The 26,181-nt window shown below is 64.0% G+C and carries 22 protein-coding genes, 1 tRNA gene and 1 pseudogene; 12 read left to right on the top strand and 12 right to left on the bottom strand.

Annotated features, from left to right (window positions below):
* Nucleotides 1-605: 605 nt before the first annotated feature.
* Complete coding sequence (locus tag ACX3OW_RS04505) at nt 606-1,652, top strand: type I restriction enzyme HsdR N-terminal domain-containing protein (RefSeq protein WP_459094531.1); 1,047 nt, start codon at nt 606-608, stop codon at nt 1,650-1,652.
* Between the two features lie 77 nt (nt 1,653-1,729).
* Here ACX3OW_RS04505 and polA read toward each other — a convergent pair whose 3' ends face one another.
* Nucleotides 1,730-4,645 (bottom strand): DNA polymerase I, encoded by a 2,916-nt coding sequence (gene polA, locus ACX3OW_RS04500; RefSeq protein WP_459094530.1) that lies wholly within the window; start codon nt 4,643-4,645, stop codon nt 1,730-1,732.
* 243 nt (nt 4,646-4,888) lie between these two features.
* Between polA and ACX3OW_RS04495 the strand changes: the two genes are divergently transcribed.
* On the top strand, nt 4,889-7,216 hold the full coding sequence (locus ACX3OW_RS04495) for a hybrid sensor histidine kinase/response regulator (RefSeq protein WP_459094529.1): 2,328 nt from the start codon (nt 4,889-4,891) through the stop codon (nt 7,214-7,216).
* A gap of 168 nt (nt 7,217-7,384) precedes the next feature.
* Here ACX3OW_RS04495 and ACX3OW_RS04490 read toward each other — a convergent pair.
* Nucleotides 7,385-7,852 (bottom strand): annotated as a pseudogene (locus ACX3OW_RS04490) (transglycosylase SLT domain-containing protein); the annotation flags it as partial.
* Between the two features lie 205 nt (nt 7,853-8,057).
* Here ACX3OW_RS04490 and ACX3OW_RS04485 point away from each other — a divergent pair.
* On the top strand, nt 8,058-8,246 hold the full coding sequence (locus ACX3OW_RS04485) for a hypothetical protein (protein ID WP_459094528.1): 189 nt from the start codon (nt 8,058-8,060) through the stop codon (nt 8,244-8,246).
* 43 nt (nt 8,247-8,289) lie between these two features.
* Nucleotides 8,290-8,363 (top strand) — tRNA-Arg (locus ACX3OW_RS04480).
* Nucleotides 8,364-8,592: 229 nt separating this feature from the next.
* Here the strand turns inward: ACX3OW_RS04480 and ACX3OW_RS04475 are convergent.
* From ACX3OW_RS04475 to ACX3OW_RS04460, 4 genes are all read right to left on the bottom strand, one after another.
* Complete coding sequence (locus ACX3OW_RS04475; RefSeq protein WP_459094527.1) at nt 8,593-9,870, bottom strand: TRAP transporter large permease; 1,278 nt, start codon at nt 9,868-9,870, stop codon at nt 8,593-8,595.
* Entirely contained in the window at nt 9,867-10,379 is a 513-nt protein-coding gene (locus tag ACX3OW_RS04470; protein WP_459094526.1) for a TRAP transporter small permease, read from the bottom strand. Before ACX3OW_RS04470 ends, ACX3OW_RS04475 begins: the two co-directional genes overlap by 4 nt.
* A gap of 79 nt (nt 10,380-10,458) precedes the next feature.
* Nucleotides 10,459-11,136, bottom strand: coding sequence for a hypothetical protein (locus ACX3OW_RS04465; RefSeq protein WP_459094525.1), 678 nt, complete (start codon nt 11,134-11,136; stop codon nt 10,459-10,461).
* A 6-nt stretch (nt 11,137-11,142) separates the two neighbouring features.
* Nucleotides 11,143-12,159 (bottom strand): TRAP transporter substrate-binding protein, encoded by a 1,017-nt coding sequence (locus ACX3OW_RS04460; protein ID WP_459094524.1) that lies wholly within the window; start codon nt 12,157-12,159, stop codon nt 11,143-11,145.
* A 164-nt stretch (nt 12,160-12,323) separates the two neighbouring features.
* On the opposite strand from ACX3OW_RS04460, the gene ACX3OW_RS04455 reads away from it, so the two are divergent.
* Nucleotides 12,324-13,130: an IclR family transcriptional regulator gene (locus tag ACX3OW_RS04455; RefSeq protein ID WP_459094523.1), complete on the top strand. Its 807-nt coding sequence runs from the start codon at nt 12,324-12,326 to the stop codon at nt 13,128-13,130.
* Nucleotides 13,131-13,191: 61 nt separating this feature from the next.
* Here ACX3OW_RS04455 and pcaG read toward each other — a convergent pair whose 3' ends face one another.
* The 4 genes from pcaG to pcaD are packed head-to-tail and all read right to left on the bottom strand — an operon-like array spanning nt 13,192 to nt 15,728.
* The gene (pcaG, locus tag ACX3OW_RS04450) at nt 13,192-13,812 is read right to left on the bottom strand and encodes a protocatechuate 3,4-dioxygenase subunit alpha (RefSeq protein WP_459094522.1); all 621 of its coding nucleotides are present in this window, start codon (nt 13,810-13,812) and stop codon (nt 13,192-13,194) included.
* Complete coding sequence (gene pcaH, locus ACX3OW_RS04445; protein WP_459094521.1) at nt 13,812-14,558, bottom strand: protocatechuate 3,4-dioxygenase subunit beta; 747 nt, start codon at nt 14,556-14,558, stop codon at nt 13,812-13,814. Before pcaH ends, pcaG begins: the two co-directional genes overlap by 1 nt.
* Nucleotides 14,555-14,941: a 4-carboxymuconolactone decarboxylase gene (gene pcaC, locus ACX3OW_RS04440; protein WP_459094520.1), complete on the bottom strand. Its 387-nt coding sequence runs from the start codon at nt 14,939-14,941 to the stop codon at nt 14,555-14,557. The genes pcaH and pcaC overlap by 4 nt, the downstream gene beginning before the upstream one ends.
* On the bottom strand, nt 14,934-15,728 hold the full coding sequence (gene pcaD, locus ACX3OW_RS04435) for a 3-oxoadipate enol-lactonase (protein WP_459094519.1): 795 nt from the start codon (nt 15,726-15,728) through the stop codon (nt 14,934-14,936). The genes pcaC and pcaD overlap by 8 nt, the downstream gene beginning before the upstream one ends.
* A gap of 152 nt (nt 15,729-15,880) precedes the next feature.
* Between pcaD and pcaQ the strand changes: the two genes are divergently transcribed.
* A complete protein-coding gene (pcaQ, locus tag ACX3OW_RS04430) occupies nt 15,881-16,804 on the top strand; it encodes a pca operon transcription factor PcaQ (RefSeq protein WP_459094518.1) in 924 nt (307 codons plus the stop codon).
* Here the strand turns inward: pcaQ and ACX3OW_RS04425 are convergent, their stop codons facing one another.
* The gene (locus ACX3OW_RS04425; RefSeq protein ID WP_459094517.1) at nt 16,805-17,698 is read right to left on the bottom strand and encodes an AraC family transcriptional regulator; all 894 of its coding nucleotides are present in this window, start codon (nt 17,696-17,698) and stop codon (nt 16,805-16,807) included.
* Between the two features lie 177 nt (nt 17,699-17,875).
* Here ACX3OW_RS04425 and ACX3OW_RS04420 point away from each other — a divergent pair, with 177 nt between their 5' ends.
* The 6 genes from ACX3OW_RS04420 to ACX3OW_RS04395 all read left to right on the top strand — a co-directional run bounded on the left by ACX3OW_RS04420 (nt 17,876) and on the right by ACX3OW_RS04395 (nt 24,067).
* The gene (locus ACX3OW_RS04420) at nt 17,876-19,111 is read left to right on the top strand and encodes an amino acid ABC transporter substrate-binding protein (protein ID WP_459094516.1); all 1,236 of its coding nucleotides are present in this window, start codon (nt 17,876-17,878) and stop codon (nt 19,109-19,111) included.
* Nucleotides 19,112-19,360: 249 nt separating this feature from the next.
* Nucleotides 19,361-20,233, top strand: coding sequence for a branched-chain amino acid ABC transporter permease (locus ACX3OW_RS04415; RefSeq protein WP_459094515.1), 873 nt, complete (start codon nt 19,361-19,363; stop codon nt 20,231-20,233).
* Nucleotides 20,230-21,147 (top strand): branched-chain amino acid ABC transporter permease, encoded by a 918-nt coding sequence (locus tag ACX3OW_RS04410; RefSeq protein ID WP_459094514.1) that lies wholly within the window; start codon nt 20,230-20,232, stop codon nt 21,145-21,147. The genes ACX3OW_RS04415 and ACX3OW_RS04410 overlap by 4 nt, the downstream gene beginning before the upstream one ends.
* Entirely contained in the window at nt 21,144-21,869 is a 726-nt protein-coding gene (locus ACX3OW_RS04405) for an ABC transporter ATP-binding protein (RefSeq protein WP_459094513.1), read from the top strand. Before ACX3OW_RS04410 ends, ACX3OW_RS04405 begins: the two co-directional genes overlap by 4 nt.
* The gene (locus tag ACX3OW_RS04400) at nt 21,862-22,575 is read left to right on the top strand and encodes an ABC transporter ATP-binding protein (protein WP_459094512.1); all 714 of its coding nucleotides are present in this window, start codon (nt 21,862-21,864) and stop codon (nt 22,573-22,575) included. The genes ACX3OW_RS04405 and ACX3OW_RS04400 overlap by 8 nt, the downstream gene beginning before the upstream one ends.
* 40 nt (nt 22,576-22,615) lie before the next feature.
* Nucleotides 22,616-24,067, top strand: a complete 1,452-nt coding sequence (locus ACX3OW_RS04395; protein ID WP_459094511.1) for an aldehyde dehydrogenase — start codon at nt 22,616-22,618, stop codon at nt 24,065-24,067.
* Here ACX3OW_RS04395 and ACX3OW_RS04390 read toward each other — a convergent pair.
* On the bottom strand, nt 24,064-25,953 hold the full coding sequence (locus ACX3OW_RS04390; protein ID WP_459094510.1) for a bifunctional sugar phosphate isomerase/epimerase/4-hydroxyphenylpyruvate dioxygenase family protein: 1,890 nt from the start codon (nt 25,951-25,953) through the stop codon (nt 24,064-24,066). The two genes, ACX3OW_RS04395 and ACX3OW_RS04390, sit on opposite strands and share 4 nt — an antisense overlap.
* Nucleotides 25,954-26,181 lie beyond the last annotated feature (228 nt).

The raw sequence follows: 26,181 nt of genomic DNA, 5'->3' as shown, positions 1-26,181 counted from the left end.
CAAGCCCCAGCATGGACCCGTAGCCCCATGCCCGAATGCCCCATCCGCACAGCCCAGGGCGGAGCGCGACCTCCACCCTCCCGACCGTCAATCCGGACACCGGTCGCTGCAGCGCCGCCCGTATCCCGGAAGATGGGTGGAGTATGCGGGAGGTTTTGGGGGCGGGGATAAGATGGATAAGTTTCAGCATTTTACCTCACCCACGACACGTCACCCTCGGGCTTGACCCGAGGGGGTTGCACTGACCTTGCCGCCGGAAGTGTAGAGCCCTCGGGTCAAGCCCGAGGGTGACGCGCGGTGGGTATCCGTGGCGCGGTGCCTTTGGCTCCACCCCCTCCTAACTTCCCCCATCAAGGGGGAGGTATCAGATCGGGTTTGGGCACGATCTAGTCACAACCACAGAACGACACCTCCCCCTTGATGGGGGAGGTTGGGAGGGGGTGACGGTTTGATCCACCTAGCGGCTGTGGGGTGCTTCCGGGATGGGCCCCGGGTCAGGCCCGGGGTGACACCGTGGGTGGTGATGGTGCAGGGAGGGCCGCAAATATCCGTTGGTTTACATCTGTCCTGACACCACCTAGGCTCCCAATATTGTGGGGGCAATAATGTCATTTAAGGAAGATGTCGCCGATCTGGCGAAGCGGGCTATTAACGCGCAGGCAATCGCGCAAACCGAAGAAGCAACCAAGAACGCTATCGTCATGCCGTTTCTTCGGGTCCTTGGCTTCGATGTCTTTGACCCGACACAGGTTATTCCGGAATACGTCGCCGACGTCGGCCTGAAGAAGGGCGAAAAGATCGACTATGCGATCAAGATAGGCAACCGGATCGAATATCTGGTGGAGGCCAAATCGGTCTCGGTCAATCTGCGCGACGCACAGTTCAGCCAGCTATTCCGCTACTTCCACACCTGCGATGCCAATATCGGCATCCTGACCAATGGGCTGCATATCTGGTTCTTCACCGATCTGGATGCGCCCAACAAGATGGATGCGACACCCTTCTTCAAATTCGACCTGCTGTCCTATGACGACAACGATCTGAAAGAGCTGGAGAAATTCCACAAAAGCAATTTCAGCATCGAGAATGTTCAGGCTGCGGCCTCGTCATTGAAATATCTGCGTGGGGCAATGAGCGTCATCGAAACCCAATGGGCCAATCCCGACGAGGATTTCGTGCGTTTCGTGGCGCGCGGCTTTTACACCGGCAAGCTCACCGGCGCGGTTGTGGACGGCCTAAAACCCATCGTCAAACGGGCCTTTGACGACCTGTTCAGGCAACGCGCCAAGCAGAAGATCGATGTGGCTTTCGACGGCGGAGCCGAGGATGAGGTCCCGATGGTGGACGAAAGCAAGCTCGATACGACGCCGGAAGAACTGCACGGCTTCAATATCGTCCGCGCCATTGCCGCCGAGGTGGCGCCTGTTTCGCGCATCACCATGCGCGATGCGCAGTCCTATTGCTCCATCCTGTTCGACGACAATAACCGCAAGCCGATCGCCCGGATGCACTTCAACGGGAAAACGAAGTTTGTGATGGTGTTTGACGCGAACAAGGAGGCGGTGCGCCACGACGTCGAACAGGTCGAGGACATCTTCAGCCTCGCAGGTCCGTTGAAGGATGTGATCCGAGGTTACACGGCCTCGGCGTAGAACGTACGAATTCATGAAGTGAATCAGAAAGCCCCCGGCGAAAGCCGGGGGCTGTTTCATCAGCGTCACACCAAAACCTAGTGCGCCTCGTCCCAATTATTCGCCGCATGGGCATCGACCTGAATCGGCACCGATAGCCGTACCGCCGGCTCCGCCGCGCCTTCCATGATGCGCTTGATCGCCGCCATGGCGACCTCCTCGGTGCCCAAGGGCACTTCGAAGATCAGTTCGTCGTGGACTTGCAGCAGCATGTCGGCTTCGACGCCTGCCTTTTTCAGCTCGGGCTCCATGCGGATCATGGCGCGGCGGATGATGTCGGCGGCGGAGCCCTGGATGGGGGCGTTGATGGAGGCGCGTTCGACGAAGCTGCGTTCGGCGGCGTGGCTGGAATTGGCGTTGGGGAAGTTGATCTTGCGGCCAAAAATGGTGGTGACGAAACCGTCGATTTTCACCCGGCGGCGCTGCTCGTCCATATAGTCCTTGATGCCGGGGAAGCGCTCGAAATAGGTCTTGATGTAGTCGCCCGCCTCGCCGCGCGGAATGCCGAGCTGATTGGCCAGGCCAAAAGCGGAAATGCCGTAGATGATGCCGAAATTGATCGCCTTGGCGCGACGGCGCACATCGGACGGCATGCCTTCGACCGGGACGCCGAACATTTCGCTGGCGGTCATGGCGTGAATGTCGAGGCCTTCCTCGAAGGCATCCTTGAGCGCCTGAATATCGGCGATATGGGCAAGAACGCGCAGCTCGATCTGGCTGTAGTCGGCGGAAATCAGGATTTTTCCGGGGGCGGCGACGAAGGCGGTGCGGATCTTGCGGCCGTCAGCGGTGCGCACGGGGATGTTTTGCAAATTCGGATCGTTGGAGCTGAGGCGACCCGTCAGCACCGAGTGCTGCGAATAGGTGGTGTGGACGCGCTTGGTGCGGGCGTTGATATATTCGGGCAATGCGTCGGTATAGGTGCCCTTGAGCTTGGTCAGTTGGCGCCAGTCGACAATGGTGCGGGCCAGCGGCACGCCCTTGAGGGCGAGGTCTTCCAGCACATCCGCGCCGGTGGACCAGGCGCCGGTCTTGGTCTTGGTGCCGCCTTCCAGCCCCATGCGATCAAACAGGATTTCGCCGAGCTGCTTGGGCGAGCCGAGATTGAAATTGGAGCCGGCCAGCTCATAGGCCTCGGCCTCGAAGGCGGCGGCGCGCTGAGCGAAATCGCCCGAGAGGCGGGCGAGAATCTGCCGGTCGATGGAAATGCCACGGGCTTCCATGCGGCCCAGCACCGGGGCCAGCGGGCGCTCGAGGGTTTCATAGACCGTGGTCATGCTCTCGGCGGCGAGGCGGGGCTTGAGGATGCGCCACAGGCGGATGGTCATGTCGCTGTCTTCAGCGGCATAGAGCGCGGCCTTGTCGATCGGCACCTGGGCGAAGGTGATCTGGGATTTGCCGGAGCCGATCAGCTCCTTGATCGGGGTGCCGGGCACGCCGAGCCAGTGATCGGCCAGCTCGCTCATGGTGTTGTATTGCGGGCCGTCGAGCGAATAGCTCAGCAGCAGCGTGTCATCGATGGAGTTCACCGGCACGTCATAGCGGGCGAGCAGGCCGAGATCGTATTTGGCGTTGTGGAAGATTTTGAGGATCGCCGGATTGGCGAAGATCGGGCGCAGCATGTCGAGCGCCAGCCGGATATCCATCTGGCCTTCGGCATGGCCGCCGCCAAAGATATCGCCCTCGCCCACGGAGTGGCCGAGCGGCAGATAGGCGCCGGTGCCGGGCTGGATGGCAAAGGACAGGCCGACCAGATCGGCGGTCTGGTTATCGAGGCCGGTGGTTTCGACGTCGGTGGCGACATAGCCGGTCATTTCGATGGCGTCGATCCAGCGCTGTAGCTGGGCGGCATCGCGGATGATTTCATAGGCGGCCGGATTGAACGGAATGGCCTTGATGCGCTCATGTTCGGCGGCGGCATGCAGCACCAAAGGCGAGCCGGCGGTGCCGGCGGCTTCGTGGCGGGCGGCGCGGGCGTCGGCGCGGGCTTCATTGTTGAAGCCGATGGGGCTGGAGGGTTTGGCGGCAATCTCGGGATCGGCTTCCCAGGCGTCGGGATCGGCGCCGAGCAGACCGGCGAGGCGCTTGGTGATGGTGGCAAATTCCATCGCCTTGAGGAAGGGGAACAGCTTGCCCGGCTCGACCGGCTGGCGCGACAGCGCGCCCAGATCGAGGGGGACCGGCACCTGCTGTTCGAGGGTCACCAGGCGCTTGGAAATGCGGGCGAGGTCGGCATTGGCGATCAGCTTTTCGCGGCGGGCGTTCTGCTTGATCTCGCCGGCGCGCTCGAGCAGGATTTCCAGCGTGCCATAGGTATTGATCAGCTCGGCGGCGGTCTTGACGCCGATGCCGGGCACGCCCGGCACGTTGTCGACGCTATCGCCGCACAGCGCCTGCACGTCGATCACCTTGTCCGGGGTGACGCCGAATTTGGCGATCACCTCATCGACACCGATCCAGCGCAAGGGCGGCTGGCCGGGGCGGGCAATGGTGTCGAGCATGCGGATCGAGCCATCGGGCTCGACCATCTGCATCAGATCCTTGTCGGAGGAGACGATGGTGACCTTGCCGCCGGCTTCGCGGGCCATGCGGGCATAGGTGGCGATGATGTCATCGGCCTCCCAGCCCTCCATCTCGATGGAGGGGATATTATAGGCGCGGGTGGCCGAGCGGGTCAGCGGGAATTGCGGCACCAGATCGGCCGGCGCGGGCGGGCGCTGCGCCTTGTATTCGGCATAGAATTCGTCGCGGAAGGTTTTGCCCGAATGGTCGAAAATGACGGCCATGTGGGTGGGCTCGTCGTCGCCCTTGAGGTCCTCCATCAGCTTCCACAGCATGTTGCAGAAACCCTGGACGCAGCCGACCGGCAAGCCATCGGACTTGCGGTTGAGCGGGGGCAGAGCGTGAAAGGCGCGGAAAATATAGCCCGAGCCGTCGACAAGCAGCAAATGCATGAAACCGATTCCATTCGACGAGCGAGGCGCGACTTTAGGCGAGTTTGGCCCCGGCAAAAAGGCCTGGGGGACGGGAACCGGGGCACAACTGGCCGCGTTCCCGGAAATTGCGGGCTTGGGCGGCGCAGCTCCGGCAGATTTGCGGGTGTATTGCGCGGCGGCACGCCCTACACTGGGACAAACCCATCCCGACGCGGCGCCATAGACGGCCGGCGTGGCGGCCAGAAGCGGAGATGACCGGGCGTGATCAGTTCGGAACGGGCACTGATCCTGACACCACAGGGGCAAGACGGGTCCCAGGCCATCGCGTTGCTGCGCGAGGCCGGGCGCCAGGTTGATGCCGTCGCGACGATGGATGGGCTGCTGGCGGAAATGCAGAGCGGCGCGGGCCTCGCCATTATCGCCAGCGCGGTCTTGCAGGGCGCCAAGCTGGCGGCGCTGCAGGGCTGGATCGCGGGTCAGGCGCCGTGGTCGGATTTCCCCTTGATCATCCTCGGTCCACTGGCGGGCGAGCCCTGTTCGGCGCTGGGCAATGTGCTGGTGCTGGCGGGGACGTGGCAGCCGGTGGCGCTGCTCAACATGGTGGACAATGCGCTGCGGGGCCGCCGTCGGCAATATCAGGCACGGCGCGATCTCGAAGGCATGCGCGAGGCCGAGCAACGGCTGCAAACGGCGCTGCTGGCCGGGCGCATGGGCTCGTGGGAACTCGATATTGCCGAGCAGGTGCTGTCCGGCTCGGACCAGTTCAAGGCCTGTTTCGGCCGCCGCCCCGACGAGACGCTGCTGTTTGCCGATCTGATCGAGGCGGTGGCGCTGCCCGAGCAAAAGCGGGTACAGCGCGGCTTTGACGACGCCATGGCAGGCGCCGATCTGGTGCTGGAATACCGCATTCACTGGCCCGATGGCAGCGTGCACTGGATCGATGCGCGCGCCCGGGTATTGACCGACCGCTTTGGCCAGCCGCAGACGCTGATCGGCGTGGCTTCGGAGATTACCGCGCGCAAGCTGGCCGAGGCCGAGCGGGAAAAGCTGCTCGAAGCGGTGGCGGCCGAACGCGAGCGCACCCAGCAGGCGCTGCGTGGCGAGCGGGCGCTGTCCGGGCTGCTGCTGACCAGCGTGCCGGCCGGCATTGTCGCCTATGACACCAATTTCCGGGTGACGATCTGGAACCCGGTGATGGAGCGGATTTTCGGCCTGCCGGCGCCGGCGGTGCTGAGGCGCTCGCTGGCGCGCATTGTCGGCGACGGCCAGAACGAAACCATCGAGCTGCGGCTGCGCGATGCGCTGGCCGGGATTTCCGGGCCGATCGAGGAAATCGAACTGCACACGCTGACCGGCAATCAGGTGGTGCTGGAAAGCCAGCATGCGCCCTTGCGCGGCGGCGATGGCGAAATCGTCGGCGGGGCAGCGTTTTTCCGCGAAATGACCGAACGGCGGCGGGCCGAGGAGCAGCTGCGGCAGGCGCAAAAGATGGAAACCATCGGCCAACTGACCGGCGGCGTGGCGCATGACTTCAACAATCTCCTGGCCGCCATCCAGGGCAATCTGGAATTGCTGCGCAAGCGCCTGCCCAATGATCCGCAAATGCAGCGTTTCATCGATGGGGCGCTGCAGGGCGCGCAGCGTGGTGCGTCGCTGACCTCGCGGCTGCTGGCCTTTGCCCGGCGGCAGGATTTGCGCCCGGCCCCGACCGATCTGGCGCAATTGCTCGACGGCATGCGCGGGCTGCTCGAACGCTCGATCGGGCCGCTGATCGCGGTGGATTTCGCCATCGAGCCGGATCTGCCGCCGGCCCGGGTCGACGCCAACCAGCTCGAACTGGCCATTCTCAACCTGGCGGTCAATGCCCGCGACGCCATGCCCGAGGGTGGGCGGCTGCGGCTGGTGCTCGGCCTGCGGGACGGCGCCACCAGCGGGCTGGACCTGTCGGGGCCGTTTTTGCGCCTCAGCGTCGGCGACACCGGCACCGGCATGGATGAATCCACGCTCAAGAGCGCAATTGAGCCATTTTTCTCAACCAAGGAGCTGGGCAAGGGCACCGGTCTGGGCCTGTCGATGGTGCATGGACTGGCCGTGCAGCTCGGCGGCGCCCTGCAACTCGATAGCCGGCTGGGCGAAGGCACTACCGCCCAATTGTGGCTGCCCGTCGCCCTGTCCCCGACCAAGGAGGTTTTGTCCGTGAAGCCCGAACAGCCATCCACACCGCCGGCCTCGGTCATTCTGGTGGTGGATGATGACGCCCTGATCAATATGAGCACCGTCGATATGGTGCAGGATTTGGGTCATACGGCGCTGGAAGCCTATTCCGGCAAGGAGGCGCTGCAAATTCTCGGCAGCGGCCGGCAAATCGACGCTCTGATCACCGACTATGCCATGCCGGGCATGACCGGGGTGGAGCTGGCCGAGCGCGCGCGCGAGTTGCAGCCGAACCTGCCGATCCTGCTGGCCACCGGCTATGCCGACCTGCCCAGCGGCACCTCCACCAACCTGCCCCGCCTGTCCAAGCCCTATCAGCAGGCCGAACTGGCAACCCAGATTGCCCTGCTGCTGGCCGGACGCACAGCAGATTAGGCATTTTAGACTGGGCTAGCCCGGCTTCACCGGGTCATTCTCCCACTCACCCCATCGTCACCACCCGGCTTGTCCGGGTGGTCCATGCGGACAGCTGCCCGTGCTAGGTTGCCGGGCAAGGACGACAGCTTGCTGCGTGCCAACTATTGAAACGACGTCGGCTGGCGGCTAGCGCAGACCGGATTTTTCGAGCAGGCCGGCGCGCTTGGCATCGTAATAGAAGCCGCGGGCGTAATAGCGCATGGCCTGATCGGAATTGCCGTGGGCGGTGACATAGGCCCCCGCCAGATAGCGCACGGCATAGCGCAGATTGGTTTCGGCATCGAGCAGCCCGGCGGGCGAGCCGCCATAGCCCATGCCCTTGGCCGTGGCGTGGCTGATCTGCATCAGGCCATAATAGGGTCCGTTGCGGGCGGCGGCGTTATATTTGCTTTCGCGCTGAATGACGCGGTGTATCAGGGATTCGGGCACCGCATATTGCGCGGCATAATGGGCCACCAACCCATCATAGGCGCCACCGGCATAGGCCAGCGCCACCGGCGCCTCGGGCACCAAAGCCGCATCGGGGACATGGCCTTCCGGCGTGGCTTCAGGACTGGCGAAGGCCGCCAGCGCCGCAGTGGCCGGGCCGGGCGCCGGCTTGAGCGCACTCATCGAGCAGCCGGATACGAGCAGGGCCAGCAGGCTAGCGGCGCCAAGGCGGCGGGCGCTGCTGAAAAAATTGGTTGGAAATGCCATGCCACCACTCTAGCGGATTCATCGTTCTGGCGCGATAGGGCCCAATCACGGCAGTCTGATGGCAGATTGATGGCAGCAGCCCGGATATAGCCAGATTCCGGTCTTGGCAGAAATGGCCGTGCGGCACGGCGTGCAGGCCATGCCGATACTCCACGGCCCCTGCCCCGCCGGCCATGGCGGCACGCCGGTTGGCTGGGCGACAATCCCGCAGCCCGACGGCAGCGAGAGGCCGCTGTGGAGTCGCAGCATTTTGGCCAAAACGCCCGTTGCGCCGATCACCGGCTTTGGTTAGGTTGCGCCCAGTTCAGCCGGTGGCCCGTCCCCGCGCAACGGATGCACCCGTAGCTCAGCTGGATAGAGCGCTGCCCTCCGAAGGCGGAAGCCACAGGTTCGAATCCTGCCGGGTGCCAAAACGTCCCAACCACATCAGACCAAAACCGCCAACCAGGACTTTGCTCTGTAAGCGCGTCAGCTCAGATCGCTGCCAGAATCCGCATTTTCTGGGCGGCCGGCCAGACGCGGATAAGGCACCGCAACTTGGTCGGTCGCGATGCCGACGGCTCCCTAGTCTTGCAATGCTAGCCAGCGGGCGGGCCAGCGCATAGCATGGCTAATTCCCGCCAGCGCCCGCACTCAGCTCAATGAAACAGCTGCGCGGGTACGGTTACGAGTTGCGGGAACAGGATCATCAGGAACATCAGGACGAACTGGGCCAGCATGAAGGGCAACACGCCGATGGTGACCTCATCCATCTTTACCCTGCCGACGCCGGCCACCGTGTTGAGCACAACACCCACTGGTGGCGTGATCAGGCCGATGGCGCAGTTGATCATGAACATCACGCCAAAATAGACCGGGTCAATCCCCGCCATCTTGACGAGCGGCATGAGTACCGGCGTCAGGATGAGGATGGTCGGCGTCAGGTCGAGCGCCGTGCCGACAACCATCACCAGCGCCATGATCGCCGCCATCAGCAGGATGGGATTGTCTTTCAGCGGGCTGAGCAGCGCGACCACTTCCTGCGGAATATTGGCGACGGTGATCAGCCACGCGCTGACCGCCGCGGCCGCCACCAGCAACATGACGACGGCGCTGGTCCGAACGGCGTCGACAAAGGCCTTGTACAGCACCGCCAAAGTCATCTCGCGATAGATAACGGTCGAGACGAACAGCGCGTAAACCGCAGCCACGACGCCGGCTTCGGTCGGGGTGAAGACGCCCATCCTGAGGCCGACAATGATGATGATCGGCAGCACCAGCGCGAAGCTGGCCTGGCGTAGCGCCAGCAGGAAGTCCCCCTTGGACCGCTTGGCAAGCGGCGCGACAGGGCTCTTCCGCTCGAGCCACCACCAGGTGACCAGCAGGGCGCCGGCCAGCATCAGGCCGGGGAAAATACCGGCGAAAAACAACTTGGAGATCGACACATTGGCGGCCACGCCGAAAATGATGAAGCCGATGCTGGGCGGGATGACCGGCGCGATAATGCTGGCCGATGCGATCAGGCCGGCCGAACGCGGTCGATCATGACCGGCAGCAACCATCATCGGCAGCAACAATGCTGTCAGCATGGCCGCATCGGCGACGGCGGACCCGGACAAGGCCGCCATGAGGCAAGCGGCAATGATGGTGACATAGCCCAGGCCACCGCGCACATGGCCAATCATGACCAGGGCAAGATTGACCAGGCGCTTGGACAGGCCGCCGACATTCATGATTTCGCCGGCGAGCATAAAGAATGGCACGGCCAGCAATGGGTAGCTGTCGGCGCCGTGAATGACGTTTTCAGCAATGATCTGTGCGTCGAACATGTCGAGATGCCACATCAGGGCGGCGCCCGAGACCAGCAGGGCGAAAGAAATCGGCACACCGATGGCCATGGCGCCGAGCAGCGCGCCGACAAACACGAGAATGGTCATCGCAAATCCTCCGATTCCTTGATGGCGACGAGATCGGCTTCATCGGCCCGCCCGGTCAGCACCCGGTAGAGGTCGTTGAGCAGGATCGCGGCGGCCGAGACACTGAACACCACGCCCGACAGATAGAACCAGGCGACCGGCAGGCCGCTGGAGGGGGCCGAGACATGCCAATTCATGCGGGTTTGTTCGAGGGCGCCGCTGAACATCAGCCAACAGACCCACAGCATCAGGCTGTAGGCTATGACGAAGCACAGCTTCTTTCCGGTCACGCCCAGGCGCCCGACCAGCATATCGGTGCCCAGGTGGGCATGCTCGCGCAGGGCAAAGGTGGCCCCCAGGAACGTCACCCAGACAAACAGCCAGCGGGCAATTTCTTCGGCCACCACAATGCCGGAATTGAACGCGTAGCGCAGGACGACATTGCCGAACACCAGTCCGACCATGACCACAAGGCAGGCCACGGCGATCGCCTGCAGCCCCTTGCAGTAGAATTCGAGAAGCTTGTTCACGCCACTTTCTCCGTAGGTGAAACCGGGATGGCCGAGCCTATGCCTGCGAGACGCGACCGAAAGCCCGTCTCAATCCAGCTCAAAGGTCCGTCGGGGTGATGCTATGGCAGAGCCGGTGCAATGAGGAAGCATGGCCTGGTGCGGCGCCGGCCTGGCGCAGGATCGGCTCTGCCAGATCATTGGCCGCGACCGAACGCAAGATGTCCGGATCATAGCCCGAAACCAGCACGATCCAGTCGGCTGCCGCATCGCCTCCCCTGATCTGCTGCTCACGCGTGGCGGCAGCATCGGGCGTTTGTGTTTGCAGCAAATGTGCACCGGTCAGGCCTGGCCTTTCGGGCAGCCGGCGCAACTGGCCGTCCAAAACGGTTTCCAGGCGCCCTGCCCGGCCCGGCTCCGGCGACAGCCGGATGGTCAGCATGAAGCCCGCCACGCCGCTGCCACTGCTCGATATGGTTCGGCACTGGCTCCGCACCATGTTGCGATGATGCGGCATCATCGTCACCGACCAGGGGGTCGGATCATTCAGCCGCTCCAGATAATGCGGGGAGGTCAGGGTATCGTACGAGGCCAACTCATACATGACGAAGAAACCATCATCATGATCCAGGCTCTTCCAGCGCGAACCGCGCTGGAAGCCGGGGATACGCATTCTCTCGGGAAAATGCTCGTGAGAGTGCCAGTCCTGAAACTCCGCTCGATGAGCGGCGCTCACATCCCACCACATTGCGACAGAGGCATCGCCAAGAAGAGTCATTGCCGATCACTGACCCTTACGGAGATTTGCCAGTTCGGCCTCGACCTGACCCATAATGTCGGCACCGGCCTCGGCCGCGAACTTCTCGACCACCGGTTTGACATGCTCGCGCAGGCGGGCAATCTCGTCAGGCGCAAGCTCATTGACTTCCATCGTGGCCTGCAGCTCGCCGATAGCCGCTTCGTCCTGTTGCTGGACGATCTGGCGTTCATATACCTTGGCCTCTTCTGCGGCCTCGGCGATGAGTTGCTGCTCGTCGGCAGACAGGGCGTCCCAGGTCTTTTGGCTCATGAGGAACGGCATGCCGGTATAGATGTGCCGCGTGATCGAGAGGTATTTCTGCACCTCGGCGAACTTGGCGGAGGTGATCACCGCGAGCGGATTGTCCTGACCGTCAATCGCGTGGGATTCGAGGGCGCTATAGACTTCACCAAAGGTCATCGGCACCGGATTGGCGCCGAGCGCGGTGAACAGATCGATATAGATCGGCGAGGCGATGACGCGCAGCTTGAGGCCCGCCAGATCCTCCAGGCGCGTAATCGGACGCTTGCTGTTGGTCATGTTGCGGAAGCCGAGATCCCAGATGCCCAGCCCATGAATGCCGTCGCTGGCCAGTGATGCCAGCAGCGCGCTGCCGACCGGCCCATCGCTGAGCGTGTAGGCTTCCAGCGAATTGTTGAACAGGAATGGCAGGTCGAAGACCATGAATTCGCTGTTGATGCCGGCGAGCAGGCCGGTCGCCATCGAGGTGAAGTCCAGCGTGCCGCCGCGGATCGCCGACAGGTTCTGCTGATCACTGCCCAGGACCGCATTGGGATAGAACGAGACGGTGATTTTGCCGTCGCTTTTTTCACCGACGAGATCGGCGAATTTCTGCCCGGCGACGCTGAGCGGATGGTCCGCTGCAAGGCTGACGGCAAATCTGAGGGTGCGCTCCTGGATATCCTGAGCGTGGGCACCAAAGGCAGTGGCGGCAAGGGCAACGCCCATCAGGCAGCCCAAGGCACGTCGGGTCATCTTCATCATCATTTCTCCTCCCAAGTTCGTGATGGCCCGATGGAGATATCCAACAAAATGCGCGATTGCAATTATTTTTTATGACGTTCAATTTGTGAAAGGCATACCGATTTTGAACCAACTTGCATTCTGCCGATAAACGACGTAGCAAATCCGGGAAGAGGGACGATATGAGCGGCGCAATCGAAAAGACTTTGGCGATACTGGAATATTTGTCGGCACGCCCTGAAGGCGCGCCGCTCGCCAGTATTGCGACCGATCTCAATCAGCTGAGAAGCGGGTGCCACCGCACACTGGTCGAGCTGATCGGTTACGGCTATGTGCGCCAGATGCAGCGCGGCGAATATGGCCTGACCACCAAGCTGCCCTCGATGGGGCTGAGCTATTTGAGCAAGTCGGGTGTCGTGGACATCGCCCAACCCTTGCTGCGGCGCCTGGCCGATACAACCGAAGAATTGGTGCGGCTGGCGATCGTTGACGGGGCCAGACTCACCCTCGTGGCCAAGGCTCAGGGCGCCAAATCCGGTCTGCTCTACGATCCCGACATGGGCATCGATCTGCGCCTGTCCTGCAGCGCGGCCGGCCATGCCTGGCTGATGACCTTGTCCGAGGAAGAGGCCATCGAAGCCGTGTCCCGTCAGGGCTTCGGCACCCCCGAGCATTTCGGCCCCGAAGCGCCGACCACCATCAAGCAATTGCTGAAAATGCTGGATGTCCATCGGCGACGTGGCTTCAGCCTGATCCGCGATGTTTACGCCCCCGGGATGAGTTCGATGGCCGCGCCGGTGAGACGACGAGGCGAGAAGGCCACGGCCGTCATAGTGGTCGCGGGTCCCTCTCTGCGGCTGACCGAGGAACGCATGCTGGGCCTGGGTGCTGACCTGCTCAACACGGCGGGCGAACTCGCCCTGGTCGGCAATGCCTCCCCGCTGCTTGCGCCGAGCAACCTTGGCACCTGGGGCAATCGCACGGCGTAAAGCCAAAAAGACAACCGGGCTACAGGTGGCCAATGGCGGCCACCTGTAGACGCAGTTCGGCTCAGACGTCGAAAAACACCGTTTCCTTGTCGCCCTGCAGGTGGATGTCGAGCACGTAGCGCGGCACGATGCCGGCTTCCTTGCGGGCGATCAGGGTGGCGCGGCGGCGGGGGTCGGGGATTTTGTTGAGCACGAAGTCGCCGGCGTTGGCGTCGGCTTCGTCCTCGAAATAAAGCCTAGTCTGCAACCCGATATTGATGCCGCGCGCCACGATCCACAGCGCCAGATGCGGCGCCATCAGTCTGCCATCGGGGCCAGGCACCGGGCCGGGCTTGATGGTCTCGAAGGCAAAAACACCTTCGCCATTGGTCGGCTGGCGACCCCAGCCGGTGAAGGCGGGCGCGCTGTTGGAGTTGGGAGCCATTGGCGCGACATAGGAGCCGGTGCTATCGGCCTGCCAGCATTCCACCACCGCGTCAGCCACCATGGCGCCGCTGCCGTCAATGATGCGGCCGGAGACGATGATGCGCTCGCCCACAGTCTCGGGCGTCAGCATGGTGATGCCGGGATCGGTCGGGTAGATGCCCTTGATCTCGGCGAAATTGGGCGTCAGCCCGATATGGACATAGGGACCAGCCGTCTGCGACGGGGTCTCTTTCAGGGTGGGAACGGGGTGAAGCATCAGTTCCCCTCCAGCTTGTTTTCAAACATGGTCGAGCGGCGGCCGCGCAACACGATATCGAAGCGATAGGCCAGCGCATCCATCGGCGTGGTGTTGTGCCGGTCGAGCCGGGCAATCAACTGGTCGATGGCCGCCTTGTCGGCGATCGAGCCGACAATCGGGCACTGCCAGATCATCGGATCGCCCTCGAAATACATCTGGGTGATCAGCCGTTGCGCAAAGGCATGGCCGAACACCGAGAAGTGGATATGGGCGGGGCGCCAGTCATTGCCCCGATTAGGCCAGGGATAGGCGCCCGGCTTGACGGTGCGGAAGCTGTAAAAGCCGTTCTCGTCGGTGATGGCGCGGCCGCAACCGCCGAAATTGGGGTCGAGCGGGGCCAGATAGGCCTCGCGCTTGTGGCGATAGCGACCGCCGGCATTGGCCTGCCAGAATTCGACCAGCGTATTGGGCACTGCCCGCGCATTCTCGTCCAGCACCTGGCCGTAGACGATCATGCGCTGGCCGATGGCCTCGCTGCCGTCCTGGCTGAAATTGCGGATCAGATCATTGTCGAGCGGGTTGAGGCTGGAATGCCCAAAGGTCGGACCGGTCAGCTCTGACGCGGTGCCCGGCAGCGACAGCAGCGCATGCTTGGGCGCGCGTAAGGTTGAACTTTTATAGCCGGGCGTATCGGCCGGGGGATGCCAGGCGCGGTCGCGCGGATACAGCACCCCGTCGGCGCCGGGCAAAATGATACCGCTCATCGCGATGCCTCCAGTTTGGCCAGTTCGTCCTTGGCAATGCGGAACGCCCGATTGGCCGCGGGCACCCCGGCATAGACCGCTACATGCAGCAGCGCTTCCTTGATGTCGTCGGGCGAAGCCCCGGTATTGACCGTGGCCCGCACATGCATGGCCACCTCCTCGTCGTGGCCTAGCGCCGCCAGCAGCGCAATGGTCAGCATCGAGCGCTCGCGCTTGGTCAGCCCCGGTCGCGACCATACCGAACCCCAGGCGCCTTCGGTGATAAAGTTCTGGAAATCCTCGTCGAAGGTCGTGCTGCGCGCCAGCGCGGCGTCAACATGGGGACTGCCCAATACGGAGCGGCGGGTCGCCATGCCCTCGTCGAAACGGGAAGTGTCAGACATGGCCGACCTCCTGGAAAAAACGCATCATGCTGGCTGCCAATATTTCGGGTTGTTCAATGGATGGAAGATGGCCGCAGCCGGTGATGATCTCAAAGCGCGCGCCGGGAATGCGCTCCGCCGCGTCGCGAACCAGCTCCGGCGGCGTCGACAGATCCGCGTCGCCCACCACCACCAAGGTCGGCGTGGCGATGGCGCCAATGGAATCGCGCAGATCGGCGTCGCGCAGCGACGCACAGGTGCCGGCATAGCCGTCCACCGGCAGGCGCAAAAACATGTTGCGCCAACCGGCGAGGTCGTCCGCCCGGTTTTGGCGGTAGGCGTCGGTGAACCAGCGCGGCATTACCGCATCGACCAGGGCTGCCATGCCGCCAGCGCGCACTGCGGCGATGCGGGCGTTCCACATGGCGGCGTCGCCCACTTTTGGCGCGGTATCGCACAGCACCAGCGCGCTCAGGCGCTCGGGATGGCGCAGGGCAAAGCCCTGGGCGATCAACCCGCCCACCGACACGCCGGCTAGCGCCAGCCGGTCGAGCCCGAGATGATCCAGCAGGCCGGCCAGATCATCGACATGATCGTCGAGGGCGTAGTCTCCCGTCGGCGCATCGCTCAGCCCATGGCCGCGCTTGTCATAGGACAGGATGTGATAGCGCTCGGCCAGCAGCGCGATGACGCCGTCCCAGATGCGCGCATCGGTGCCCAGCGAATTGGCCAGTGCCAGCACGGGGGCACCGGCCCGCCCCTGCAGCCGATAATGCAGCACCACATTGTTGATCTGCGCAAACATCATGTCTCCCCTTCGGGGAGCAGTTAAAGGCCGTGACGTAGCGCATGTAAAATGATTAGTTCAGCTCGAACTATAACCCCTCGACTATGGATCAAGCGACGCCTTCGGCCTGTTCCCGGCCCGATCGGCCGAAAAACATAACCGGAGCCCATTGGATGGCCAGAAGCAGTATCGACCCGCGCATCAAGCTGCGACACCTCAATGGCTTCCTCGAAGTGGTCCGGCTCAAAAGCGTGGTCCGGGCCGCCGAAGCGCTGCATATCAGCCAGCCGGCGATGTCCAAGACCATTCAGGAACTCGAAGAGCTGCTGGGCAAGCCGTTATTTGACCGCAGCCGGCGCAAGCTGTTCCTGACGCCGTTTGGCGAAGTGTTTTACCGCTATGCCAGCACCAGTCTGGCCGCCTTGCGCCAGGGCATCGACGCGGCAAGCGACGCGGCCGGCGCGACCATGCTCAAGATCGGCGCGCTGCCCACCGTGTCGGCGCGGGTGCTGCCCAGCGCCGTCTCGGCCTTCACCGCCGAGGGCGAGAATGTGCGCACCAGCATCATTACCGGGCCGAATAATTACCTGCTGTCGCTGCTGCGCACCGGCGATGTCGATCTGGTCATCGGCCGCATGACCGAGCCGGACGCCATGCTCGGGCTGTCCTTCGAGCATCTTTATTCCGAACGCGTGGTGATGGTGGTGCGCACTGGCCATCCGCTGCTGGCCGAAAGCCAGTTCAACCTGCGCATGATCGAGGCCTATCAGACGCTGATGCCGACCTCGGATTCGGTGATCCGCCGCTCGGTCGACGGCATGCTGTTTGCCAATGGCGTGACCAATCTGCGCGATGAGGTCGAAACCGTGTCCAACGCCTTCGGCCGTTCCTATGTGCGCCAGACCGATGCGGTGTGGATCATTTCCGAGGGCGTGGTGGCGCAGGACGTGCTGGATGGGCAATTGGCGCTGCTGCCCTTCTCGGCCTCGGAAACCACCGGCCCGGTGGGCCTGACCTCGCGCATCGATACCACCCCGAGCCTGGCCTGCAGCCGCTTCATGCAGACCGTGCGCGATGTCGTCGCCAATATGGCTTGATCAGGGCCAGGCGGCGTAGGAGCCGTCGGCGCCGGCCTGCTGCCGGAGCATTTGCTGACGATAGCGGCCCGGTGAAATGCCCCTCTGCCGGGCGAAGAAGCGGTTGAAATAGCCGGCATCGCGAAAGCCCAGGGCGTCGGCGATTTCGCGCACCTGCAATGGCGAGCGCTGCAGCAGGTTTTCCGCATCGTCCAGCAGCCGATGATGCACCAGTTGCAGCGGGCTCTGCCCGGTGGCCCGGCGAATGGCGGTGGTCAGTCGATCGGTCGTGACGCCCATCGTGCGGGCATAGTCCTCGACCCGCCATTGCGCCCGCGCATTCAGCTCTACCAGTTGCAAAAAGCTCTGTACCAGATGGCGCGGCGAGGATTGCGGACGCACCACGGCATCGCCGCCCAGCCGCCAGAAGGCGATCAGCACCAGGCAGAGCCGGCTGATGATCGCCTCGCGCATGCCGGGCAGATCCTGCATGGTTTCGCGCCGCATCTCTTCGAGATCGCGCACCGTCGCGCGCGCCGCCGCCGGCTCAATCCGCACGCCCAGCAGCGGCCGGTCGATGGCCTGGCGCAATGGGCCGGCGATGGAGCTGGCCGGCACCACCCGGCCCAGCGCCGCATCGGATACCGCCATCATCGCCCCGCGCGCCCCGGCATCGAGCCGCACCCGCGCCACGCTGCCGCTGGGCAGCCAGATGACGCAGGGCCCTTCCACCGCGTGACTGCTCCCGGCCAGCAGCAAAGCGCCCCGGCCCGAGGCCAGCACGAAGCCATGCCCGCCCAGCCGCAATTTGCTGGCGGAAAAATCCCATTCGCTCACCGTCAGCGCCCCGGCGATGTCTTCTACCTCGACATCCTGTACCAGCCCCGACATCGGCATCCGCACCGCGCCAACCATGCCACCCCTCCAAATTGCCGTCAAAAGTACATTTCTCTTTCTGTAATGTCCATTTTAACCCGATCAGCCTCGGCCTACCGTCAAGGCAGGGTCGGAACCGGCAGCATCAGGACCAACAAGGTCAGCGCCGGAACCGGGAACTCGGGAGCGCCCGCCATGACGGGCATGGGAGGAAACATGACCAATCTGAGCCGTAGAACCGTCTTGCAGGGCATGGGCGTCGGCGCCATGGCCACCGCCTTGGCCGGCCTGCCGGTTTTCGCGCAGGATCGCAGCGCCATCCGCATCGGCTATGCCATTTCCAAGACCGGCGCCAATGCCGCCGGCGCCGGCATCTCCACCACGCCGAACTATCTGCTGTGGGTCGATGACGTGAACAAGGCTGGCGGCATCAAGCTGAGCAAGCTCGGCGTCACCCTGCCATTGGAAGTCACCGAATATGACGACCGCTCGGCCGCCGAGGAAACCGTGCGCGCCATCGAGCGCCTCGCCACGCAGGACAATGTCGATCTGATCCTGCCGACCTGGGGCACCGGCGCCAATCTGGCATCCGGCCCGACCTTTGATCGCTTCGGCTATCCGCAGCTGGGCGCCACCGCCGTCACTGACATGGCGCCCGATCTGGCCAAGCGCTGGAAGCACAGCTTCTGGTTGCTCGGCGGCGGCCACGACTATGCCAATGCGCTGGTGCAATTGCTGGTCAAGCAGCGCGAGGCCGGCACCATCAACAACAAGGTTGCCATCGCTTCGGTTGCCGATGGCTTTGGCATCGACCTGTCCAAGGCCGCAACGCCGGCCTTCACCGAAGCCGGGTTCGAGCTGGTCTATGACAAGACCTATCCGCTCGGCACCTCCGACTTCGCCCCGATCATTAATGACGTTGCCGGGCTCGGCGTCGACACCTTCGTCGCCTTCTCCTATCCGCCCGATACGTTTGCTTTGACCCAGCAATCGGTGGTCGCCAATTTCAGCCCAAAAGTGTTCTATCTCGGCGTCGGCACCGCCTTCCCGATCTATCCGGGCATTGCCGGGCCGAACCACAATGGCGTGATGGGCGTCGGCGGCATCGACCCCGACAGCGAAGCCCTCGCCGCCTATTTCGAGCGCCACACCGCGCTCAACGGCCAGGCCCCCGATAGCTGGGCCAGCGCCATCACCTATGCCAGCCTCGAAATGCTGCACCAGGCCATCGAGCGGGTCGGCGATATCGACCGCGAAGCCATCACCGCCGAACTGTCGACCGGCGAATTCGACACCATCATCGGCAAGGTGAAACTGGTCGACAACCAGTTGCGCAGCCTCTGGACCGTCGGCCAGTGGCAGGACGGCAAATTTGTCGGCCTCGCCCACACCGAACGCGACGGCAGCCGCGATCCCGTGGTGCCCAAGCCAGCCTGGGTGCCTGCGGCTTAGGACGAATCGAGTGGAGTGGCCGCCACCTCTCCCCTGAGGGGAGAGGTCGACCCGAAGGGTCGGGTGAGGGGTTCAGCGTCCGCATGGGCACCATCCCCTTCACTGGCACTGAACCCCTCACCCCACCCTCTCCCCTCAGGGGAGAGGGAGCCCACGCTCAGCGGGACCGATGGAACCGCCCCCTCACCCCAGCCCTCTCCCCCAAAGGGAGAGGGAGCCATATTGTGCTTATCCACCATCGGAGCGCCCATGCTGCTCAGCGCCATTCTCACCGGCCTCGTCCTCGGGGGCACCTATGCCCTCGTCGCCATGGGCCTGACGCTGCAATATGGCGTCGCGCGCATCATGAACCTGGCCTATGGCGACATCATCATCGCCGCCAGCTTTGCCGCCTTCGTGCTGTTCAGCGCGCTGGGCATCAATCCGCTCATCGGCATGCTGCTGATCATCCCGCTCGGCTTTGCGCTGAACTGGCTGATCTATGCCGTGATGCTGCAACCGCTGGCCCGCCGTTCGCGCGACCGGGGGCGGCTGGAAGGCGACTCGATCCTCGCCACCTTTGGCCTGCTTTTTGTCATTCAGGGCGTGGCGCTGGTCATCTTCGGCTCCGGCTTCCAGAGCTATAGTTTCCTTGCCATTCCGGTGAATATCCTGGGCACCACCGTCGCCGCCAATCGGCTACTGGCGCTGGTGCTGGCCATCGTCTTCGGCCTCGGGCTGTTCCTGCTGCTGACCCGCACCCGCTTCGGCACCGTCATTCGCGCCGTCGCCGCCAATCCGGCGTCGGCGCCGCTGGTCGGCATCAATGTCGATAGCGTCGCCCGCTTTGCCTTCGCCATGGGCGGCGCGCTGGCCGCGGCCGGCGGGGTCGTGGTGTCGATGTATCTGACCTTCTCGGCCACCATGGGCGTGGTCTTCACCATGAAGGCGCTGATCGTGGTGATCATGGGCGGCGTCGGCAATCTGCTGGGCGCGCTGGTGGCCGGGCTGATCCTCGGCCTCGTCGAAACGCTGGTCTCCAGCTTCATCGATCCGGGGCTGACGCTGGCCGCGACCTATCTGATTTTTCTTGCCGTGCTGGTGGTCAGGCCGCAGGGCCTGTTCGGCAAGGCCACGTCATGAAGTTCCTCCTCGCCCTTATCGCCCTGGCGGCGCTGGCTTTCGTCCCGGCTTTGGTCGGCCCCTACCCGCTTGGGTTGATGATCGGCATTCTGGGCTATGGCATTCTGGCCACCGCTTGGGCGCTGTTCTCCGGGCCCACCCGCTATATCTCTCTGGCCACCGTCGCCTTTTTCGGCCTCGGCGCCTACACCGTCGCGGTGCTCAGCGAAACGCTGCCCTACCCTTTGGTGCTGCTGGTCGCTGCTGGGATCGGCCTCATCGTAGCGCTGCTGGTGGGCCTCGCCACTCTGCGCCTGGCCGGCATCTATTTCGTCATTTTCACCTTCGGGCTGACCGAGCTGGTGCGCCAGTTGGTGACCTATTACGAGGTCAACGTCACCCGCACTTTGGGCCGCTACGTCTTCCTGCCCTTCGGGCCCGAACACATCTACTGGCAGCTGCTGGCGCTGCTCGCCCTTACCCTCGCCATCGCCTGGTGGGTGCGCCAATCCAAGATCGGCCTGGCGCTGCGCGTCATCGGCGACGATCCGGTGGTGGCCAGCCATCTCGGCATCCGCATCACCAGCGCCAAGCTAACGCTATTTTCCATCAGCGCCGTGCTGATGACCCTGGCCGGCGCCATTCAAGCGCCCCGCTGGACCTATATCGAGCCGTCCATCGTGTTCAATCCGACCACCTCTTTCCTCGTCGTCATCATGGCGCTGCTTGGCGGACCCAATCGCCTGTTCGGGCCGCTGCTGGGGGCGATCCCGCTGTTCCTGCTGTTTGAATGGCTCTCAGCCAATTTCCCCAACCACTATTCCATCATTCTGGGCCTGCTGTTCATCGCCATCGTCTTCGTACTGCCCAATGGCGTGCTGGCGGCGTTTGATAGTCTGCGCTCCCGGTTCTCCGGCAAGGAGGCCAGCGCATGAGCCTGCTCAGCCTCAACGCCGTCACCAAGCGCTTCGGTGGCCTCACCGCCGTCAACGGCCTGTCCTTCGACCTCGCAGCGGGCGAAACCGTCGGCCTGCTCGGCCCCAATGGCTCAGGCAAGACCACGGCGCTCAACATGATCTCGGGTTACTTGCCCCTGAGCGAAGGCAGCATCGCGCTCGCCGGCCACAGCATCAGCACACTCGGCCCCGAGCGCATCGCCCATCGCGGCGTCGCCCGCACGTTTCAGCTGGTGCGCGCTTTGCCCTCGCTGACGGTCGGCGAAAACGTGCTGGCGGCGCTGGCCTTCCGCAAGGCCCCGCTCTGGGGCAAGGAGGCCGAGCCACAAATTGAGGCTCTGCTGGCCGAAGTGGGTCTGGCCGGTCGCGCCGCCCAGCCCGCCGATAGCCTGACCTATATCGACCTCAAGCGCATGGAGCTGGCCCGGGCGCTGGCCAGCGATCCGCAATTGCTGCTGCTCGATGAATGGCTGGCCGGGCTCAACCCCACCGAATTGCGCGCCGGCATCGACCTGATCACGTCGCTGCGCCAGCGCGGCATCACCATCCTGCTGGTGGAGCACGTCATGGACGCCGTCCGAGCGCTGTGCAGCCGCTGCATCGTCATGAATACCGGCACAAAAATCGCCGATGGCCCGACCGCCGACGTGCTCTCCCACGCCGAAGTGATCCGCGCCTATCTGGGGGACGAGCATGCTTGAAGTTGGTCCCCTCTCGCTACATTACGGCAAGCATCTGGCGCTGAACGGCGTCTCGCTCAGCGTGGCCAATGGCGAAACCGTCGTCGTGCTGGGCGCCAATGGCGCCGGCAAATCCAGCCTGCTCAAAGCTATTGCCGGACTGGTCCGCCCTGCCCCCGGCGCCACTATCGCGCTGGAGGGCAAAAATCTGCTCGGTCGCCCGGCGCATGCTTTTCTTGAGCAGGGCATCGCCCTAGTCCCCGAAGGCCGTGGCATCTTTGGCGATTTGACCGTGGCAGAAAATCTCGAGCTGGGCGCCTATACGCGCCACGCCCGCCCGCATGAGGTCCGGCAACGCGCGCTGGTGCTGGAGCTGTTTCCGCGCCTCGGCGAACGCCAGCAGCAAATCGCCCGCACCATGTCGGGCGGCGAACAGCAGATGCTGGCCATCGGCCGCGCGCTGATGAGCTGCCCGCGCCTGCTGATGCTGGACGAGCCGAGTCTCGGCCTCGCGCCCATCGTCACCACTGAACTCTTCGCCGCCCTCGCCCGCATTCAGCAGACCGGCATCGCCCTGCTGGTGGTAGAACAAAACGTCAAGGCGAGCCTGGGCATCGCGCAGCGCGGCTATCTCATGGAAGCCGGCCGCATCACCGGCTCCGGCACCGCCGACGCCCTGCGCAGCGACCCAGCCGTGCAGCAGGCATTTCTGGGAGCGGCCGCGTGATGCAGCGCCCCAACCACACAGTTTCAACAGGAGTTTCCGCATGACCGATCTCGGCCTGCTCATCAACAACCAGGAATCCGAAGCCAGCGGCGGCGGCACCTTCGAGCGCAACAATCCCGTCACCGGCGAACTCGCCACCCGCGCCGCTGCCGCCACGGTGGACGACGCGCTGCGCGCTGCCGACGCCGCCGCCACCGCCTTTCCGGGCTGGTCGGCCACCGCCCCGGCGGCCCGCCGCAAAATCCTGCTGGCCGCCGCTGACCGGCTACAGGCCCGCACCGATGATTTCATCGCCGCCATGGGCGCCGAAACCGGCGCCACTGCCGGCTGGGCCGGTTTCAACGTCATGCTGGCTGCCGAAATGCTGCGCGAAGCGGCCTCGCTGACCACCCAGATCACCGGCGAAATCATCCCCGCCAACCGCCCCGGCTCCACCGCCTATGGCGTGCGGCAGGCTGCCGGCGTCGTGCTTTCGATCGCGCCGTGGAATGCCCCGGTGATCCTGGGCGTCCGCTCGCTGGCGACTCCGCTCGCCTGCGGCAACACCGTGGTGTTCAAATCCAGCGAAATCTGCCCGCGCACCCATCGCCTGATCGCCGATGTGCTGCTGGATGCAGGCCTGCCGCCCGGCGTGCTCAATGTGGTGTCCAATGCCCCCGAAGACGCGCCCGAACTGGTCGAGGCGCTGATCGCCCATAAGGCGGTGCGCCGGGTCAATTTCACCGGTTCGACCCGCGTCGGCCGTCACATCGCCGAACTCGCTGCCCGCAACCTCAAGCCGGCTTTGCTGGAACTCGGCGGCAAGGCCCCGCTGGTGGTGCTGGACGATGCCGATCTGGAGCAGGCCGTTGCGGCGGCGGCGTTTGGCGCCTTCATGAACCAGGGCCAGATCTGCATGTCGACCGAGCGCATCGTCATCGATGACAAAATCGCCGATGCATTTGTCGACGCCCTCGCCGCCAAGGCCACCTCGCTCAAGGCCGGCGACCCGCGCGCCGGCAATACACCGCTCGGGTGCCTGGTCGATCTCGGCGCCGCCCAGCGCATCGACGCACTGATCAAGGACGCCGTGGCCAAAGGCGCGCGCATCGTCGCCGGCGGCGGCATTGATGGCACCATCATGCAGGCCACCGTCATCGATGGCGTCACCCCCGGCATGAAGCTCTATCGCGACGAATCCTTCGGCCCGCTGGTGGCGGTCATCCGCGTTGGCAGCGTCGACGAAGCCGTGCGGGTCGCCAATGACACCGAATATGGCCTGTCGGCCGCGGTGTTCGGCCGCGACGTCAATCGCGCCATGGCGGTGGCCAACCGCATTGAATCGGGCATTTGCCACATCAATGGCCCCACCGTGCATGACGAGGCGCAAATGCCGTTTGGTGGCGTCAAAGCCTCCGGCTATGGCCGCTTTGGCGGCCGCGCCGGCATTGCCGAATTCACCGATCTGCGCTGGATCACCGTGCAGGATGGCCCGATCCACTACCCGATCTAGCGCATTGGCATGCTGGCCGGGGCGAGGCTGCGCTTCTGCGCCGCGATGCGGAACGGGGCGTTGACCGCGCCATAGCCGCGATAGGCGTCGCGCTGCACGATCTCGAAGAAGAAGCCTTCGCCGACATTGGCGGAATAGAGCTGGAAAAACCCGCCGTCGGCATCCCGATCATAAAGGATGTTGGCGGCGCGCAGCTGTTCCAGCAGGGCCGTATCGAGGCCGAGCCGCGCCTGCAGATCGTCATAATAATTCGGCGAAATCTCCAGCGTCGTCAGGCCGTTTTGCCGCAAGGCAGCCGCCGTGGCGAAAATATCGTCGCTGGCAAAGGCCAGATGCTGGATGCTGGAGCCAAAGGTTTCAGCGATGAAGCGCCCGGCCAGGGTGCGGTGACTTTCAGCACCGTTGAGCGTCAGCCGTAGCGTGCCTTCGGCATTTTCGATCACCTGACTGCGTACCAGCCCCGAGGGATCGACCACATCGACCATCGGGCTTTTCTCCGCGATGAAGATCGACCGATAAAACAGAATCCAGGTCAGCATTTCTTCGTAATTCATGGTCTGGGCGACGTGATCGACCCGCCTCAGCCCCGCATCCAGCGATGGCGTCGGATCGTCCACCGCGGCGAATTCGATATCCCAGACCCGGTCGAGTTCACTCTTGCCGTCGAGGAAATAAATCACCCCGCCACCAATGCCGCGAATGGCCGGAATCGCCAGCTGGTCAGGCCCGACGCGCTGGCTGAACAATTGCGCGCCCAGCGCCTGCGCCCGCTCGACGGTGGCCGCCGCGTCGTCCACCTGCAGCCCCAGCGCATAAGCCGAGGTGCCATGGGTGAGATAGGCCGAATGGGCCAGCCCCTCGCGCTCGGTATTGATGACGATATTGATCTCGCCCTGGGTGAAGCGCTCCACTGCCTTGCTGCGGTGCCGCCCGGTCAGGCGAAAGCCGAGCTGGCGCAGGATCTTGGCCATGGCCTGTGCCTCGGCCTCGTCAGCGGCGAATTCGACAAAGGCCACGCCATGCACCGCCACCCGCGGCGGCAACGCCGGCACCTTGATGGCGATATCGGGCTCGGCCAGCCGCACCTGATCCATCAGATAGACCAGCGAGCGATGCCCATCCGCCGCGATGGTGCGGGGCGAGCCGGAGCGGAACTGATCGTTGAAGATTTCCAGCGAAATCGGTCCGTTGTAACCAGTGGCGGCCACCGCGCGCATAAAATCGGTCACCGGCAGATCGCCCTCGCCGGGCATATTGCGGAAATGTCGGCTCCAATAGAGCAGGTCCATATCGAGCAGCGGCGCATCGGCCAGCTGCACAATGAAAATTTTGTCGCCGGGAATGGCGCGGATGGAATTGGGGTCGATGCCACGCGACAGCGTGTGAAAACTGTCGAGAATGATGCCGATATTGGCGTGGTCGGCGCGGCGGACGATTTCCCAGGCATCGCGGTGATCATTGACATGGCGGCCCCAGGCCAGCGCCTCATAGCCGACGCGCAAATTGCGCCGCGCGGCAATTTCGCCGAGCTGGCGCAGATCCTCGGCGGCCCGGTCAATGCCGCCCAGCGCCAGCGGCGACACGCTGGAACAGATCAGCATCAGCTCGGTGCCCAGCTCGCCCATCAGGTCGAATTTGCGCTCCGCCCGCTCAAATGCCTGCCGCCGCTGCGGCTCGGGCAGGCCCTCGAAATCGCGGAACGGCTGGAACAGGGTGATGGTCAGCCCGAGATCGGCGACCATGGCTGCGACCTCGCGCGGCGAGCGGTCATAGGCGAGGAAGTCGTTCTCGAAAATCTCGACGCCATCAAAGCCGGCCGCCGCAATGGCCTCCAGCTTTTCCCGCAAATCGCCACTGATCGACACGGTCGCAATCGAGGTCTGCACAGCCATCCTCCCCATTTGGTCGCAGCGTACGAACTAGTTCGTACATTTGCAAGATGGGGCAGATGGTCGGTGGCGGGGTGGTGGGCGGGCGCTGGGACCTGGCCGCGATATGGCCAAGCGCACCGAACCTCATTCCCCTTGATGGGTTGGTTCACGCCAGCATCCAAAAACGCGGTGTCATCCCGGCCTTGAGCCGGGATCCATCCTGAGATGGATGTGACGGCGAGA

The organism is Devosia sp. A449 (assembly GCF_054489375.1).
The sequence above is the reverse complement of the archived record's forward strand: the minus strand, read 5'-3'. Positions and strand labels throughout refer to the sequence as shown.